Origin of the sequence: Shewanella sp. Isolate11, assembly GCF_022398315.1 — a bacterium.
Lineage (GTDB): Bacteria > Pseudomonadota > Gammaproteobacteria > Enterobacterales > Shewanellaceae > Shewanella.
The window spans coordinates 797,645-811,745 of the sequence record NZ_JAKEVF010000001.1 but is presented as its reverse complement, the minus strand read 5'-3'; the positions used below and the strand labels follow the sequence as shown (position 1 = coordinate 811,745).

General features: G+C 44.0%; 19 protein-coding genes. 11 read left to right on the top strand and 8 right to left on the bottom strand.

Going from position 1 to position 14,101, the window contains the following annotated elements:
• Positions 1–38 precede the first annotated feature (38 nt).
• From ltaE to L1D21_RS03550, 4 genes are all read right to left on the bottom strand, one after another.
• The gene (ltaE, locus tag L1D21_RS03565; protein ID WP_239843847.1) at positions 39–1,046 is read right to left on the bottom strand and encodes a low-specificity L-threonine aldolase; all 1,008 of its coding nucleotides are present in this window, start codon (positions 1,044–1,046) and stop codon (positions 39–41) included.
• 151 nt (positions 1,047–1,197) lie between these two features.
• A complete protein-coding gene (locus L1D21_RS03560) occupies positions 1,198–2,022 on the bottom strand; it encodes a mechanosensitive ion channel domain-containing protein (RefSeq protein WP_239843846.1) in 825 nt (274 codons plus the stop codon).
• A gap of 497 nt (positions 2,023–2,519) precedes the next feature.
• A complete protein-coding gene (locus L1D21_RS03555; RefSeq protein WP_239843845.1) occupies positions 2,520–3,017 on the bottom strand; it encodes a DUF924 family protein in 498 nt (165 codons plus the stop codon).
• A 119-nt stretch (positions 3,018–3,136) separates the two neighbouring features.
• Positions 3,137–3,691, bottom strand: coding sequence for a DUF4136 domain-containing protein (locus L1D21_RS03550; protein WP_239843844.1), 555 nt, complete (start codon positions 3,689–3,691; stop codon positions 3,137–3,139).
• Positions 3,692–3,865: 174 nt separating this feature from the next.
• On the opposite strand from L1D21_RS03550, the gene L1D21_RS03545 reads away from it, so the two are divergent.
• From L1D21_RS03545 to ruvX, 4 genes are all read left to right on the top strand, one after another.
• Positions 3,866–4,180, top strand: a complete 315-nt coding sequence (locus L1D21_RS03545; protein ID WP_239843843.1) for a hypothetical protein — start codon at positions 3,866–3,868, stop codon at positions 4,178–4,180.
• A gap of 214 nt (positions 4,181–4,394) precedes the next feature.
• Positions 4,395–4,724 (top strand): stress response translation initiation inhibitor YciH, encoded by a 330-nt coding sequence (yciH, locus tag L1D21_RS03540; protein WP_239843842.1) that lies wholly within the window; start codon positions 4,395–4,397, stop codon positions 4,722–4,724.
• An 18-nt stretch (positions 4,725–4,742) separates the two neighbouring features.
• On the top strand, positions 4,743–5,300 hold the full coding sequence (locus L1D21_RS03535) for a YqgE/AlgH family protein (protein WP_239843841.1): 558 nt from the start codon (positions 4,743–4,745) through the stop codon (positions 5,298–5,300).
• A 31-nt stretch (positions 5,301–5,331) separates the two neighbouring features.
• Positions 5,332–5,751: a Holliday junction resolvase RuvX gene (gene ruvX, locus L1D21_RS03530; RefSeq protein ID WP_239843840.1), complete on the top strand. Its 420-nt coding sequence runs from the start codon at positions 5,332–5,334 to the stop codon at positions 5,749–5,751.
• A 16-nt stretch (positions 5,752–5,767) separates the two neighbouring features.
• On the opposite strand, the gene L1D21_RS03525 is transcribed toward ruvX, so the two are convergent.
• The 4 genes from L1D21_RS03525 to L1D21_RS03510 all read right to left on the bottom strand — a co-directional run bounded on the left by L1D21_RS03525 (position 5,768) and on the right by L1D21_RS03510 (position 9,035).
• Complete coding sequence (locus L1D21_RS03525) at positions 5,768–6,172, bottom strand: GFA family protein (protein ID WP_239843839.1); 405 nt, start codon at positions 6,170–6,172, stop codon at positions 5,768–5,770.
• A 48-nt stretch (positions 6,173–6,220) separates the two neighbouring features.
• Complete coding sequence (locus L1D21_RS03520; protein WP_239843838.1) at positions 6,221–6,700, bottom strand: DUF3465 domain-containing protein; 480 nt, start codon at positions 6,698–6,700, stop codon at positions 6,221–6,223.
• Positions 6,701–6,870: 170 nt separating this feature from the next.
• A complete protein-coding gene (locus L1D21_RS03515) occupies positions 6,871–7,983 on the bottom strand; it encodes a PilT/PilU family type 4a pilus ATPase (RefSeq protein ID WP_239843837.1) in 1,113 nt (370 codons plus the stop codon).
• 14 nt (positions 7,984–7,997) lie between these two features.
• Complete coding sequence (locus tag L1D21_RS03510) at positions 7,998–9,035, bottom strand: type IV pilus twitching motility protein PilT (RefSeq protein ID WP_239843836.1); 1,038 nt, start codon at positions 9,033–9,035, stop codon at positions 7,998–8,000.
• 35 nt (positions 9,036–9,070) lie between these two features.
• Here L1D21_RS03510 and L1D21_RS03505 point away from each other — a divergent pair, with 35 nt between their 5' ends.
• The 7 genes from L1D21_RS03505 to hemW all read left to right on the top strand — a co-directional run bounded on the left by L1D21_RS03505 (position 9,071) and on the right by hemW (position 13,994).
• Positions 9,071–9,760, top strand: a complete 690-nt coding sequence (locus tag L1D21_RS03505; protein ID WP_239843835.1) for a YggS family pyridoxal phosphate-dependent enzyme — start codon at positions 9,071–9,073, stop codon at positions 9,758–9,760.
• A 118-nt stretch (positions 9,761–9,878) separates the two neighbouring features.
• The gene (proC, locus tag L1D21_RS03500) at positions 9,879–10,697 is read left to right on the top strand and encodes a pyrroline-5-carboxylate reductase (RefSeq protein WP_239843834.1); all 819 of its coding nucleotides are present in this window, start codon (positions 9,879–9,881) and stop codon (positions 10,695–10,697) included.
• A gap of 39 nt (positions 10,698–10,736) precedes the next feature.
• Entirely contained in the window at positions 10,737–11,285 is a 549-nt protein-coding gene (locus tag L1D21_RS03495; RefSeq protein WP_239843833.1) for a YggT family protein, read from the top strand.
• Positions 11,285–11,590 carry a DUF167 family protein YggU gene (yggU, locus tag L1D21_RS03490; protein WP_239843832.1) on the top strand — a complete coding sequence of 102 codons (306 nt, stop codon included), beginning with the start codon at positions 11,285–11,287 and terminating at the stop codon, positions 11,588–11,590. Before L1D21_RS03495 ends, yggU begins: the two co-directional genes overlap by 1 nt.
• An 86-nt stretch (positions 11,591–11,676) precedes the next feature.
• Positions 11,677–12,111: a DUF4426 domain-containing protein gene (locus L1D21_RS03485; protein ID WP_239843831.1), complete on the top strand. Its 435-nt coding sequence runs from the start codon at positions 11,677–11,679 to the stop codon at positions 12,109–12,111.
• A 141-nt stretch (positions 12,112–12,252) separates the two neighbouring features.
• Positions 12,253–12,855: an RdgB/HAM1 family non-canonical purine NTP pyrophosphatase gene (rdgB, locus tag L1D21_RS03480; RefSeq protein ID WP_239843830.1), complete on the top strand. Its 603-nt coding sequence runs from the start codon at positions 12,253–12,255 to the stop codon at positions 12,853–12,855.
• On the top strand, positions 12,855–13,994 hold the full coding sequence (gene hemW / locus L1D21_RS03475; RefSeq protein ID WP_239843829.1) for a radical SAM family heme chaperone HemW: 1,140 nt from the start codon (positions 12,855–12,857) through the stop codon (positions 13,992–13,994). Before rdgB ends, hemW begins: the two co-directional genes overlap by 1 nt.
• The last annotated feature ends 107 nt before the right edge of the window (positions 13,995–14,101 follow it).

Below are 14,101 nucleotides of genomic sequence, written 5' to 3'. Positions count from 1 at the left end.
AAGGATGGCTTTTTATTGGGTCGCAAAGCAGGTTAACCTCAAAGCAATGCTTTTAATGCCTTGATAAAGACATCGATATCACTGCGACTGATATCTGCATGAGTCACCAAACGCAGAGTCTTGCCCGCGCTAATCAAAATCCCCTGCTGCTGTAATGCTGCGGCAACGACGCCAATATCAAGCTTGTCACTCACTGCCGCAAACAACATATTGGTCTGAACTTGAGCCAAATCTACCTCAAATTCATCTAACTGATTCAGCTGATCTGCAAGGTATTTGGCATTGTCATGGTCACAACTTAAACGCTCAACCTGCTCATCCAAGGCAATATGCGCTGCCGCTGCAAGAATGCCTGCTTGGCGCATAGCTCCACCTAACATCTTGCGCCAGCGACGCGCCTTGCGGATCAGCAGCTCATCACCCAATAACAACGAACCTACAGGTGCACATAATCCTTTTGAAAGACAAATAGAAACCGAATCAAAATATTGGGTGATCTCACTAATATCACATTGCTGCGCGACTGCGGCATTCGCAACCCGAGCGCCATCTAAGTGGATGCGTAAACGGCGGTTAAAGGCGAGCTCTTGTGCCTTAGCCAGATATTGCATGGGCAGCACCTTGCCACCTATGGTGTTTTCTAGGCTAATAAGCTTGGTATTGGCAAAATGGAAATCGGCCGGTTTAATGGCGGCTTCAATGTCGCTCAGTAATATCGAACCATCATCCTGGTTGGTTAATGGTTGCGGCTGAATGCTACCTAACACGGCAGCACCGCCCCCTTCGAATTTGTAGTTATGAGCTTGCTGACCACAAATATATTCATCACCACGTTCACAATGAGACATCAATGCTAACAAGTTTGCTTGGGTACCTGATGAGGTAAATAAGGCACTATCAAAACCAAAACGCTCAGCAGCCATCGACTCTAAGCGGTTAACACTTGGATCATCACCATAAACGTCATCGCCAACTTCGGCGTTTGCCATAGCTTGGCGCATCTTTTCTGTGGGCTTGGTTACAGTATCACTGCGAAAATCGATCATCTTCCCCTTTCCTAATCACAACATCAGTTTATGACAGAGCATCTTACTCCTAGCCAATTACGGCTGCCAGCCCTTTTCTAATGATTTACCGTTCAAATTTAGATAAGAAAAAAGGCCAGCATTTGCTGACCTTTTGCGATGTAAAAATGTACTACGCCGCTGGAGCTTCTTTGACGTAAATATCCATTTGTGGATAGGGGATACCAATATTGGCTTCATCTAGCGCCAATTTAATCTGTTCTAAAATCTCAAAACGTGCAGGCCAGAAATCGGCACCTTTTACCCAAGGACGAACAACAAAGTTGATTGATGAATCTGCGAGCTCGAGTAAAGCAACCGTATAAGCAGGATCTTTAAGCACATAACTACTATTATCCAGTACCTTTTTCAGCACATCTTTGGTCTGCTTAAGATCGGCATCGTAAGAAACCCCAATCACTAAGTCGATGCGACGCGTATCCATTGCTGAATAGTTAACAATAGTGCCGTTCATTACCGCCGAGTTTGGCGCCACAATCACTTTGTTATCAGGACTACGTAACTTGGTCGAAAAGATAGTGATTTCATCTACAACACCGGCAGTACCCGCAGCCTCAATATAATCTCCAACTCGGCAGGGACGGAATAATACCATCAACACTCCTGAAGCAAAGTTTGATAACGAGCCCTGCAGCGCTAAACCTACCGCTAAGCCTGCGGCACCGATAACCGCAACTAATGACGCTGTTTGAACACCAATTTGGCCCAGGGTCGCAATCACAGTGAATACAAACACTACCGCCCATGCCATATTGGCGACAAAACTCACCACCGTCTTATCGATTTCGCGTTTAGTAAGCAGTTTAACGGTTAGCTTTTTCGCTACATTAGAGAAATACTTACCTAAGATAAAAATGACTAAAGCTAAAATCACCTGCACACCATAGGTCATGATGAGTTCAGGTGCTTTTTCAATATAACTATCCAAGTTTTCCATATAACGCTCCCTACAAATTCGGCCCGATATTAGCGTGCCTTAACAATAAATTAGGTATTAATCACTTGATAACTCAGCGGCTGTTCACCAGTGTACTGAGTGCTTAAACATAAACGATTTTAACTGAAACTATTTGGGGATTCTGTCCCACACGCTTTCATTCATAAAGCTTTAAAGACTCAGGCTAAATATCTGCTTACCTTTTACCATTAGTTGTTGCAAAACAAAAGCCTAATTACTTACAACAGGTTTATTTTACAGCCAAAAACACTTAAAAATACAAAATAGGCTGTCCATCATCCTTTTTGATGGCAACAGGGTAGATAAAAATACTTAAGTGCAGTAAGTAGAAGTTAACAACTCTAGCCAGTTTATGAATATAAGTTAGTTAGCCAAATTTAAAAAAGCCAATGAAATGACCTAAATATCAGCAATAAAGACAAGAAATTAAAAATAATGGGCAAAAAAACTGACTTTGCCCATCAATACGAAGGAAGTTATAAAGAGGTGATTGCAGCCTGTTGATACCAGTTCTGCCATGCAGGTTTAACCGTCTGTTGAACTTGAGATTGCATCCCTTCTAACAAACGAATTAATAACGCTTTATCATCGGACTTTGCCGAATAGAATAGTGGATCGTAGAAACAGCGACGCTGTAAAGGTTCAAGCTGGGTATCGAAGCCTTTATTGACCCCTGAAACACATAGTTCTCGCGCCTTGGCTTGTAGCATCATTAGGTTATCGTCGCCGAGCAAGTGCGCTACCGGTCCCATTAATAAGATTAACGCGAGTCTTCCCGGCGGGTTTCTTTGCCAAGTGTCTAGTTCACCTAATTTGGCTTGATCAAGAAGCTGTTGCCAGTTTTCTAAGGTTTGCCGACTAAGATTATCGATTTCAACACCGGATCCTTTTTCATAGTGACAAAACCACTGCTGTAAGAACTGCTCCACTTCGCCTCCATAATCCATTTCAATCAAGGATTGCCAAAATAACATTAGCTGCTGGGTTACGTATCTAGCACTTTGGTCTAAAGATGATAAAAGTCGGCATTTTTTAGTTGTTAAATACAACAAAAGCGGCCTAAGCCGCTCTTTTATATCACCAAATATCAGTCTTATTGAGATTTAGGTGGATAAGCTTGCATCATTTGTGCGATAGCTTTATTCACCACTTCGATTCGCTCTTCTGGGGTGTTTTTTTCTCTGATGGTATCGGCGACTGAACCACGCCAGATTAACTTACCGGTTTCGGTACTGACTAAATCGATAACTAAGGTACCCACTTCATATTCGCGTACTGTGGTTTGAGTACTCATATTACCGCCCCATCCCCAGCCCGGACCATAATAGGGGTTATAACCAAAATTAGTATTGAATGTGTCGACGTTAATTTTCTTATCAACTTTAGTGAAGTAATTCACAAGCACGTCAGCCTGAGCCTCATCTGTTTTACTCAAACCTTTTAGCTGTAACTCTGCATCGACGGCATTTTTAACCCTTTGCTCCATTAAACCGTCAAGCTGATAAGTTGCATCATCATTTTTTTGCACAACCCAAGCATAATTTTTAATGCCACTGAAATTCACATTAGGATCATAATCTGAGCTCGATTTCAGCGTGCTACAAGCTGACAACGCCAACATAGCTGCCAAGACGATTACGTGTTTCATAAATACTCCAGCGATAATAAGTTGAAAATACACAAAAGATATTAATTTAAGCTTACAGAGCATCTTAATACTCTACAACTTTAACTGTGTAAAAAAAGCCAATCATACAGCTTGACTTCAGCAATCGATTTAAATGATAATGATTATCAATTAGATTGATTGGAGATTTTTAGCATGATGTGGTTTATCAGCGCCATCTTAGTTGCAAGTGCCATCTTTATGTTTGCCCCTAATTCATTAGCGACGTCAAACTCAGTTGTGACCGAGCAGCCCAAAGGGCAAAAAATCTTATTTTTGTTTCCTCTTAGTGCCGTCATTGTATTATCAATCGTGCTCTTTAGTGGTCATCAATCGACTAACGCATTGATTGCGATAAGTTTCGCTCTTACAGGCTGCGCGGTAGCGATATCTCAGCTGCACAGGTTTATCCTACCTTGTGCCGGGCTTACCGCAGTGACATTGATATCTATGCTGGTAAAAGTCTTTTAAATAAGTTTTCTCACTACTTGCGCTAACTTAAATCAGTAAACTGAGGTTAGTTGCTTTGGGATAATACAGGCCTGATATCTCCCTGCAGATCGATATTTAGCCTCATCCATGACCACATTTAGTGGTCTTTTTTTTCGCTATTATTCCTAAGCGCTCCCACAACATAGCGCAATTTGTTAAACTCAAACTATCCTTCATTACAAGCCAGTTAAAGATGAGAATCGACCCTAATATCTCCTTAGTCTATAGCACTGATGGCGGTAAAATTACCGAGAAGCCAGAACCGAAATCTATCCCTGAAGGCGATGGCATCGTCCGTATTCATAAAGACAGCAAGGGACGAAAAGGCAAAGGCGTATCAGTGATCAAAGGACTGGGATTAGACGAAAAAGAGTTAAAAGCCTTAGCACAAAAGCTGAAAAAACAGTGCGGCTGTGGTGGAACTGTCAAAGAGTTTAATATCGAAGTCCAAACCGATAACCGCGAACAGCTTAAATCACTGCTTGAAAAATTGAATTATCAAGTTAAATTGGCCGGTGGTTAAACCACCGTGAGGTGCCAGATGGAAAGTTTGCAGAACCATTTATTGTTAGCCATGCCCGCACTCAATGATTCTTTTTTTGAGCGCAGCGTGATCTATTTATGCGAACATAATGAACAAGGCGCCATGGGTTTGATGGTCAATAAACCCATAGGCGTCGATGTCAATGAGCTGCTAAAACAGATGCAACTTGAAGACTACCGCACCATAGAAAGTATCAATAGTCAGGTACTGCTCGGCGGTCCAGTGGCACAAGAGAAAGGCTTCGTATTACACACGCCGCAATCTCAATGGAGCAGCAGCCAACAGATCAGCGATCAGCTCATGCTAACGACCTCTCGGGATGTGCTTACATCACTTGGAAACGATCAGGCACCTGAAAACTTTATTGTCGCCCTAGGCTATGCCGGCTGGAAACGCGACCAGTTAGAACAGGAACTGGCCGATAATGCCTGGTTAACCATTCCGGTAGATATCGATATCCTTTTCAATACTCCCCATGATGAACGCTGGGTAAAAGCCACTCAATCATTGGGGTTTGATATCAGTCAGCTCTCCTCGCTTACTGGCCACGGATAATCAGACCAAACATCATTCAACAGGAACAATAATGAGCTTAGCAAGCGTATTAGGTTTTGATTTCGGAACTAAAAGTATTGGTGTTGCCATTGGGCAACAGATCACCGGCAGTGCCACACCTCTGAGTTCTATAAAAGCCAACGACGGCATTCCCCGCTGGGAAGAGATTGAAGCCTTAATCAAAGAGTGGAAGCCCGATCTGATCGTTGTAGGTCTGCCATTGAACATGGATGGAACTGAACAAGAGATGACCCAGAGAGCACGTAAATTTGCCAATCGGATCAACGGTCGATTTGGGGTGAAAACCGCGACCCAAGATGAACGCCTGACCACTGCAGATGCCAAAGCAAGACTATTTGAAATGGGCGGTTATAAGGCGCTAACTAAAGGGCAAGTGGACTCGATGTCAGCAGTGTTAATCATCGAAAGTTACTTCGAAAACCTCTATTAAATCTACAACACCACTTTTAGTCTGCGTCACTGTCGGCTGGATGATTAACACCATCGAGAGTGACAACCTTTCCTAAATCAAACGGATTAACCCCTTCTAGACAGCCAACATTATAGCCATATTCATTGGGTGCAGAGCGGCGTTGGTGATGGGTATAAATACCACAATTTGAGCAAAAGTAATGCTTAGCGGTCAGCGTATTAAACTGATATAACTTGAGTAAATTGTCACCTTTTAAAATAGTGATCCCATCCAGCGCCACAGAGGCAACAATCGCCCCTTTTCGGCGACAAATAGAACAATCACAGCGACGAGGGTTTTCTATCCCATTAGGCAGATAAAGTAGTAGTTCCACACCACCACAGTGGCAGCTCGCTATGTGTTTCAATTTTATTGGCGTTTTACCCACAACTGTAATCATCTTATATCCTTATAATCTTGCTTACATGACTTTCTGCTAGCCTGAAATTTACTGATAAACACGCCCATCATGTTTTAGCCAACCATCCACATGGTATCCTCTCGGGTCGTGATGAGTCCAATGTATCACTCCCCCCTTGTTGTTCCACTCATATTCACCATAAAACTCAAGCTTATCGCCAACATTCAAGTTTGCGACGCGCGGGGCAAGGTCGATATTATGAGCGATTAAGATGGTTTGCTGTGCAGAAACTTTAACAATAAATTTTTGATGTTTTGAGCCACGTGTATCATCGGCCAATAAACGGATAACTCGGCCAACACCTTGAACTTGAATATCACTTTGTTGTTGCTCAAAGGCTCTCTGTAGCAGCTTGCTACTATCGATAGCAACTGCGTCAACTGCTGCAACGTCAACGCCCAGATTATTGATTTCATCGGATCCGAGCTTATCTCTATCGACAGAGTCTCGATGTAAAAACTGCCAAGCGGCAATCAAAACTAGACACAAAATCAGTATGTTTTTCATCATTCACTCCCTGTAATGACAGTCTCTTGCTCGCTTTTGATTAATCGGATACAAGAGTGCATGTAGCAATAAAAACAGATAATCCTAGGTCAAGATAATACGAAAAATCGATAAAAAAACCGATAACCTCAGAGGCTACCGGTTTTGTCCACTAGATTAAACAAACCTTGTTAATCTAAGTCTAGAGTTACCCCTTCCATAAAGCCGGAGCTGGCAGACTCTTTACTTTGCAGCTTAATCATCAAGCGAAGATCGTTGGGTGAATCCGCATGATGTAGTGCATCTGAATAAGTAATTTCGCCTTCCACATACAGCTTCAACAATGCTTGGTCGAATGTCTGCATTCCTTGCTCATTGGACTTGGCCATGGTTTCTTTGAGCGCATGAAGCTCATTTTTCTGAATCAAACTGGCAACACGAGGGGTATTGATTAACACCTCTATCGCCGCTCGACGACCACTACCATCGCTCTTAGGAATCAGCTGTTGTGCCACAATACCACGTAGGTTCAACGATAAATCGAAAAGTAACTGCTGATGTTTACTCTCAGGTACCAAGTGCATAATACGATCTAAGGCTTGGTTCGCGTTGTTGGCGTGCAAGGTAGCCATACACAAGTGACCCGTTTCGGCGAACGAGAGAGCAAACTCCATGGTCTCTTGAGTACGGATCTCACCAATCAGAATCACATCTGGCGCCTGACGCAGTGAACTTTTCAGTGCTGCATCGAACGATTCGGTATCTATGCCGACTTCGCGTTGAGTAATAATACTCTTACGATGATCGTGAACAAATTCTACAGGGTCTTCAATGGTCAAAATATGACCGCGCGCCTGAGAGTTTCGATAACCCACCAGCGCTGCCAGTGAAGTTGATTTACCGGTACCGGTACCACCGACCATGATGATCAAACCACGCTTGCTCATTACCAGATCTTTCAAAATTGGCGGCAACATTAAGTCTTCAACCAAGGGGATTTTGGTTTCGATACGACGCATCACGCAACCTGGCGATTCTCGCTGCCAAAATGCACTGACACGAAAACGACCGAGTCCTTTTGCCGCATAAGCAAAGTTACATTCGCGGCTTTCGAGAAACTCTGTACGTTGTGCCTCTGTCATTAAGGATTCGACAAATTCTAACGACTGCTGCGGCGTAAATGGATTTTCAGCAAGAGGTTTAACCTCACCATCGACCTTAGCACTGGGGGGAAAGCCCGCGGTGATAAACAGATCCGACGCTTTGCGGTCAACCATGACTTTTAAAAATGGGAGTACATCCATAATAAAAACCTTAACTAGAAACTAGCATTTTTGTTTGAGCTCTTAGACATCGCATCTTCACGAGTAATGAGGCCACGATTCACCAGATTCTGTAAACACTGATCTAGCGTCTGCATTCCGTGAGCCATACCAGTCTGAATAGCTGAATACATCTGTGCCACTTTATCTTCACGGATCAAGTTACGGATCGCAGGCGTGCCCATCATAATTTCGTGAGCTGCAACACGACCACCACCGACTTTCTTAATCAGTGTCTGAGAGATAACCGCCTGTAGCGACTCAGATAACATGGTACGCACCATACTCTTTTCGCCTTCAGGGAATACATCGACCACACGGTCAATGGTTTTCGCCGCTGAGGTGGTATGCAAAGTACCAAAAACGAGGTGACCGGTTTCCGCCGCCGTCATAGCTAGGCGAATGGTTTCAAGGTCACGCATCTCACCCACAAGAATCACATCGGGATCCTCACGCAATGCGCTGCGCAGTGCGGCATTGAAACTATGGGTATGGCGATGCACTTCACGTTGGTTAATCAAACATTGTTTGTTTTGATGAACGAATTCGATAGGATCTTCGATAGTTAGAATATGATCATGACGATGCTCATTCACATAGTCGATCATCCCCGCCAAGGTGGTACTCTTACCCGAACCCGTTGGTCCGGTAACCAATACCAAGCCACGAGGGTAACTCGCAATCTTCTTAAAGATTTCTGGGGCACCCAGCTTTTCAAGACTTAGAATCTCACTAGGAATGGTACGAAATACCGCGGCAGCACCACGGCTTTGGTTAAATGCGTTCACACGAAAACGAGCTAAATTGGGTACTTCAAATGAGAAATCGATCTCAAGATGTTCTTCATAATCCTTACGCTGCTTATCATTCATGATGTCATAAACTAGGCTATGTACACCCTGATGATCTAGCGCTGGAAGATTGATCTTCCTGACCTCACCATCTACACGTATCATGGGAGAAACCCCAGCTGAAAGGTGTAGATCCGACGCATTGTGTTTTACACTAAAGGCAAGTAACTCTGTGATTTCCATAGTTTGGGATATCCATTCAACCAAAAACTTACACCATGACAACAATAGCAGACAGACTGACTCACGCCCACCAAAGAATCAACCAAGCGGCGCAAAAATCATCACGTAATCATGATGAAATACAACTTCTTGCCGTCAGTAAAACCAAACCTATCGAACAAATAGTAGCGGCTTATAAAGCTGGGCAGCGACTTTTTGGTGAAAACTATGTGCAAGAGGGTGAATCTAAGATAATTGCACTAAAGGCCGATTACCCGGATATCGAGTGGCATTTTATCGGTCCACTGCAATCGAACAAAACAAAAACCATCGCAGAAAACTTCGACTGGATGCACACCCTCAGCCGAGAAAAAATCGCCCTCAGACTCAATGAACAGCGCCCTTCTCATCTCGCGCCACTTAAAGTGTGTATTCAAGTCAATGTCAGCCAAGAACAGAGTAAATCTGGTGTATCGGCCGATGAGATTGCCCCTCTGGCTAAACTTATCGACTCGCTGCCCAACTTAGAACTACGCGGCTTAATGGCCATTCCAACCGCCACCGACGATATTGAAATACAACACGCTGAGCTACAAAAGATGCAACGACTATTTGAGTCACTCAAGCAAAGCTACGCAAAACTTGATACCCTCTCCATGGGAATGAGTAATGATTTAGAGCAGGCTATCGCATCAGGCTCCACTATGGTGCGAATTGGCAGCGCCATTTTCGGCAGCCGTAATTGACTTAGTTTTAGCCGTAATTAACTTAGTTTAATCACCAAATATGTCACCACGCCCTTGTGATCTCACTCCAAGCCCAGATATACCATTCATTGATTTAAAAGAATAATTGAGACCTTTTATGACACAGAAAAAAATATGCTTTATTGGTGCAGGTAACATGACTCGCAGTATCGTCAGTGGTTTAGTCAAAAGTGGCTACCCTAGCGAATTAATTCATGCCACTAACCCAAGTGAAGGCAAACTTATCGCCCTACAACAAGATCTCGGTATTCAAGTTTCCCATGACAATTTAGCCGCCGCAGAGCAGGCCGATGTGATTGTACTAAGTGTCAAACCCCAATTGATGCAACAAGTGTGTGAACATCTCGCCAGCTTAGATTTATCCAATAAGCTGATTGTCACCATCGCCGCAGGTATCACGGCTAATCGTTACCACGATTATTTTAATCAACCGATTAAATTTATCCGCTCAATGCCAAATACGCCAACTCAAATTGGCTATGGCATGACAGGTCTCTTTGCAGAAGCGTCAGTATCAGAGGCTGACAAAGCCTTATGCGAACAAATTATGCAGACGGGTGGTGAAGTGGTTTGGGTCGATAAAGAAGATGATTTAAATCAAGTTATCGCGCTAGCAGGTAGCTCGCCAGCCTATTTTTTCCTTATGATGGAAGCTATGATAGACAGTGCAAAACAAGATGGTGTCGATGAAGCTGTCGCCCGTGCATTAGTGCAGCAAGCCGCTTTAGGCGCTGCACAGATGGTTAAGCAAAATCAACAGTTAACCGCTGGCCAGCTCAGAGAAAACGTCACCTCAAAAGGCGGCACTACGGCTCAAGCCCTCGCGGCATTTGAAAAAGCCGGTTTACGCGATATTGTCAGAGGGGCAATGCATGACTGCATGGCTCGCGCCGACGAAATGGCTAAGCAATTTTAATTAAGATCGAATCTGCATACCAATAAGTAGAGACACACAATGAATGCATTAAGCTTTTTAGTGAATACCGTTTTTGACCTATACCTGATGGTCGTGATCATCCGCATTTGGCTGCAAGTAGCCCGTGCTGACTTTTACAATCCCTTCAGCCAATTTGTCGTGAAAGCCACTCACCCTATTGTGGCGCCAATGAGACGTGTATTACCTGCTATGGGCGGTTTAGACACAGCTTCTGTGGTATTGGCGATATTAGTTGTGGTGTTAAAATTCGTTATTTTAAGCTTAATTGCCGGCGCAGCCATCAGCCTGCCGACTATCTTGCTGGTTTCAGTGGTGTCTGTGTGTAAACAAGCCGGTGTACTACTGTTCTGGATGTTGATCCTTCGCGCTATCCTAAGTTGGGTCAGCCAAGGTCATAATCCGATTGAAATGGTGATGGGGCAGTTAACTGAACCACTTTTATCACCGATCCGCCGTATTCTTCCGCCGATGGGAGGCTTAGATCTATCCTTACTAGTAATGATGATCATCTTAAACTTCCTCAATATCTTATTGGCTCAATACGTACCATTCTGGGCTAATGTTTAGTGGTTGCAGTGCAACAGCAACAAGGTGATCTGTTACTTAAACTTTATATTCAACCTAAAGCCAGTCGGGACCAAATTGTGGGTCCCCATGGTGACGAAGTTAAAGTGGCAATCACCGCGCCGCCTGTCGATGGCAAAGCCAACGCCCATCTTAGCAAATACCTTGCTAAACAGTTCAAAGTACCCAAAAGCAATATCATCATAGAAAAAGGGGAACTGGGGCGTCATAAGCAGATTAAAGTGATTGAGCCTAAACAGGTTCCTGCAGAAATACAGCTGTTACTCACTGGCAATACCTCTGCCTAAAATCAAGCCATTCAGATACAGACCCAAGCCAATATTAAACAAAAATGACTATACTAAACCCACTATCTAGTCTCTAGGAGTTAATCATGTTCCGTACGCTAATTTGTGCCCTGCTACTCTCTTTTGGCGTGGTAAGCAGTGCTCTCGCAGAACAAAAGCAGACTGTCGGTAACTTCGATATTCACTATGTCGCCCTCGGCAGCACCTTTATCACTCCACTAATCGCTAAAACTTATGGTATTCAGCGCAGCAATTACACAGGCATCATCAATATTTCGGTACTAGACACCAGTCAAAAGGGGAAGCCAGCCATTCCCGTTGAGATATCGGGTATCGCCAATAACCTCCTCGATGCTCGTGTCGCTCTGACATTCAGGGAAATCAGAGAGGGAGAGGCGATTTACTATATTGCCGAAGTTCCCTATCGCGACGATCAAGAAATCAACTTTCAAATCGCCATCAAAGCGGGTAACAGACTTAATACACAGCTGACATTTAAGCAAAAGTTTTATATCGAATAAGCAGAGTCCCACCTCTATCTCGGCGACTTTCCTATTTTCTGACTAAAGTAAAATGCAAAGTCGCCCGTCTCCCCTACCGTTTCACCTTAAGCTTGGGTATCATTGCGCCCATAAATTGCAGCAGATGAGTCCGAGATCCAGATGAATAAAATTGTATTAGCCAGTGGCAACAAGGGAAAACTAAAAGAGTTTGCAGAAATCTTGGCCGAATATGGCATCGAAGTGCTGCCACAGAGCCAGTTAGGAGTCGAAGAAGTTCCAGAAACCGGCACCACCTTCGTCGAAAACGCCATCATCAAAGCCCGTCATGCCGCTAAGGTGAGCGGACTTGCCGCAATTGCCGATGACTCAGGATTAGAAGTTGATCTACTCGGTGGTGCGCCTGGCATCTATTCAGCTCGTTATGCCGGTGAGAATGCCAATGCAACAGACAACTGCATAAAGCTATTGGACGCATTAAAAGATGTTCCACAGCAGCGTAGTGCGCGCTTCCAATGTATTTTGGTGTACATGCGTCATGCTGACGACCCAACCCCCATCATCTGCCAAGCATCATGGGAAGGTCATATTGGCGTTGAAGCTAAGGGCGATAATGGTCATGGCTATGATCCTATTTTTATCCCTCAGCAGCATCAATGTAGCGCCGCAGAACTCAATAGCGATGAAAAAAATGCCTTGAGTCATCGTGGCAAGGCGATGCAATTATTATTGGCTGAATTAAAAGCAAAAGGCGTACTCGGTTAATGCTTACTCTGCCTCCACTGAGTTTATATATTCATATACCTTGGTGCGTTCAAAAGTGCCCCTACTGTGACTTCAACTCCCATGGTCAGCATGGCGAGTTGCCACAGCAGCAATATGTCGATGCGTTATTGGCCGATCTCACCAATGACCTTCAATATGTGCAACAGCGCAAACTGCACTCTATCTTCATTGGTGGCGGCACCCCTTCTCTGTTTAGCGCCGAACAGATCAAACGTCTGCTCGATGGCGTACAACAACAGATACCCTTCCAGGACAAGATCGAAATTACCATGGAGGCGAATCCCGGCACGCTAGAGCATGATGATTTTGTTGATTATCGTGCAGCAGGCGTGACAAGACTCTCTATCGGTGTACAAAGCTTCTCTAGTGACAAGCTCAATTTATTGGGACGAATTCACGATAAAGATGAAGCCAAAGTGGCTGCAGAAAAAGCCAGCCAAGCTAATTACAAAAGCTTTAACTTAGACTTAATGCATGGCTTGCCTAACCAAAGTTTCACTGAAGCGATGCGCGATATCGAAACGGCTGCGGCGCTTAATCCACCGCACCTATCTTGGTATCAACTGACAATTGAACCCAATACCCTATTTCACTCTAAGCCACCACAGCTACCTGATGATGAAGCCTTATGGCAAATCTATGAACAAGGGCAACAACGCTTAGCGGAATTGGGCTATGAGCAATATGAGATCTCCGCTTACGCTAAGCCGGGATATCAGTGTCAGCACAATCTTAACTACTGGCAATTTGGTGATTATCTCGGCATAGGCTGCGGCGCCCATGGCAAAATAACCCAACTTGCAGAGCAAAAAATTTACCGCACAGTAAAGATTAAACACCCTAAGGGCTATTTAGCTGCAAGCGATTATCTGTTTGATAAAACCGAAGTAGCTGAAGAGGATAGAGCCTTAGAGTATTTAATGAATCGCCTCAGATTAATGTCGCCTATCCCTAAAGCAGAATTTGAAATGAGAACCGGGCTTGCGCATACAAGCCTAGATATAGGCATGCAAAAAGCGGCTGAAAAAGGATTAATGCAAATTAGTCACGACCACTGGCAACTCACTCCCAAGGGCAACATGTTTGTTAATGAAGTTCTTGGTCAATTCTGCGATTAACTTCAGCAAAGCCAATTGAGAGCTAATTTAAGTACCACTGAATTTACCAGCCATACAAAACGGTCAAGTTTCAAGCAAACAAAGCAAAATCGGCTTAAGTTAACGGT

Excerpts from the sequence above, each read along its gene's own strand:
- ltaE (WP_239843847.1), bottom strand. The coding sequence starts at position 1,046 with ATGATCGATTTTCGCAGTGATACTGTAACCAAGCCCACAGAAAAGATG.
- L1D21_RS03560 (WP_239843846.1), bottom strand. The coding sequence starts at position 2,022 with ATGGAAAACTTGGATAGTTATATTGAAAAAGCACCTGAACTCATCATG.
- L1D21_RS03555 (WP_239843845.1), bottom strand. The coding sequence starts at position 3,017 with ATGTTATTTTGGCAATCCTTGATTGAAATGGATTATGGAGGCGAAGTG.
- L1D21_RS03550 (WP_239843844.1), bottom strand. The coding sequence starts at position 3,691 with ATGAAACACGTAATCGTCTTGGCAGCTATGTTGGCGTTGTCAGCTTGT.
- L1D21_RS03545 (WP_239843843.1), top strand. The coding sequence starts at position 3,866 with ATGATGTGGTTTATCAGCGCCATCTTAGTTGCAAGTGCCATCTTTATG.
- yciH (WP_239843842.1), top strand. The coding sequence starts at position 4,395 with ATGAGAATCGACCCTAATATCTCCTTAGTCTATAGCACTGATGGCGGT.
- L1D21_RS03535 (WP_239843841.1), top strand. The coding sequence starts at position 4,743 with ATGGAAAGTTTGCAGAACCATTTATTGTTAGCCATGCCCGCACTCAAT.
- ruvX (WP_239843840.1), top strand. The coding sequence starts at position 5,332 with ATGAGCTTAGCAAGCGTATTAGGTTTTGATTTCGGAACTAAAAGTATT.
- L1D21_RS03525 (WP_239843839.1), bottom strand. The coding sequence starts at position 6,172 with ATGATTACAGTTGTGGGTAAAACGCCAATAAAATTGAAACACATAGCG.
- L1D21_RS03520 (WP_239843838.1), bottom strand. The coding sequence starts at position 6,700 with ATGAAAAACATACTGATTTTGTGTCTAGTTTTGATTGCCGCTTGGCAG.
- L1D21_RS03515 (WP_239843837.1), bottom strand. The coding sequence starts at position 7,983 with ATGGATGTACTCCCATTTTTAAAAGTCATGGTTGACCGCAAAGCGTCG.
- L1D21_RS03510 (WP_239843836.1), bottom strand. The coding sequence starts at position 9,035 with ATGGAAATCACAGAGTTACTTGCCTTTAGTGTAAAACACAATGCGTCG.
- L1D21_RS03505 (WP_239843835.1), top strand. The coding sequence starts at position 9,071 with ATGACAACAATAGCAGACAGACTGACTCACGCCCACCAAAGAATCAAC.
- proC (WP_239843834.1), top strand. The coding sequence starts at position 9,879 with ATGACACAGAAAAAAATATGCTTTATTGGTGCAGGTAACATGACTCGC.
- L1D21_RS03495 (WP_239843833.1), top strand. The coding sequence starts at position 10,737 with ATGAATGCATTAAGCTTTTTAGTGAATACCGTTTTTGACCTATACCTG.
- L1D21_RS03485 (WP_239843831.1), top strand. The coding sequence starts at position 11,677 with ATGTTCCGTACGCTAATTTGTGCCCTGCTACTCTCTTTTGGCGTGGTA.
- rdgB (WP_239843830.1), top strand. The coding sequence starts at position 12,253 with ATGAATAAAATTGTATTAGCCAGTGGCAACAAGGGAAAACTAAAAGAG.
- hemW (WP_239843829.1), top strand. The coding sequence starts at position 12,855 with ATGCTTACTCTGCCTCCACTGAGTTTATATATTCATATACCTTGGTGC.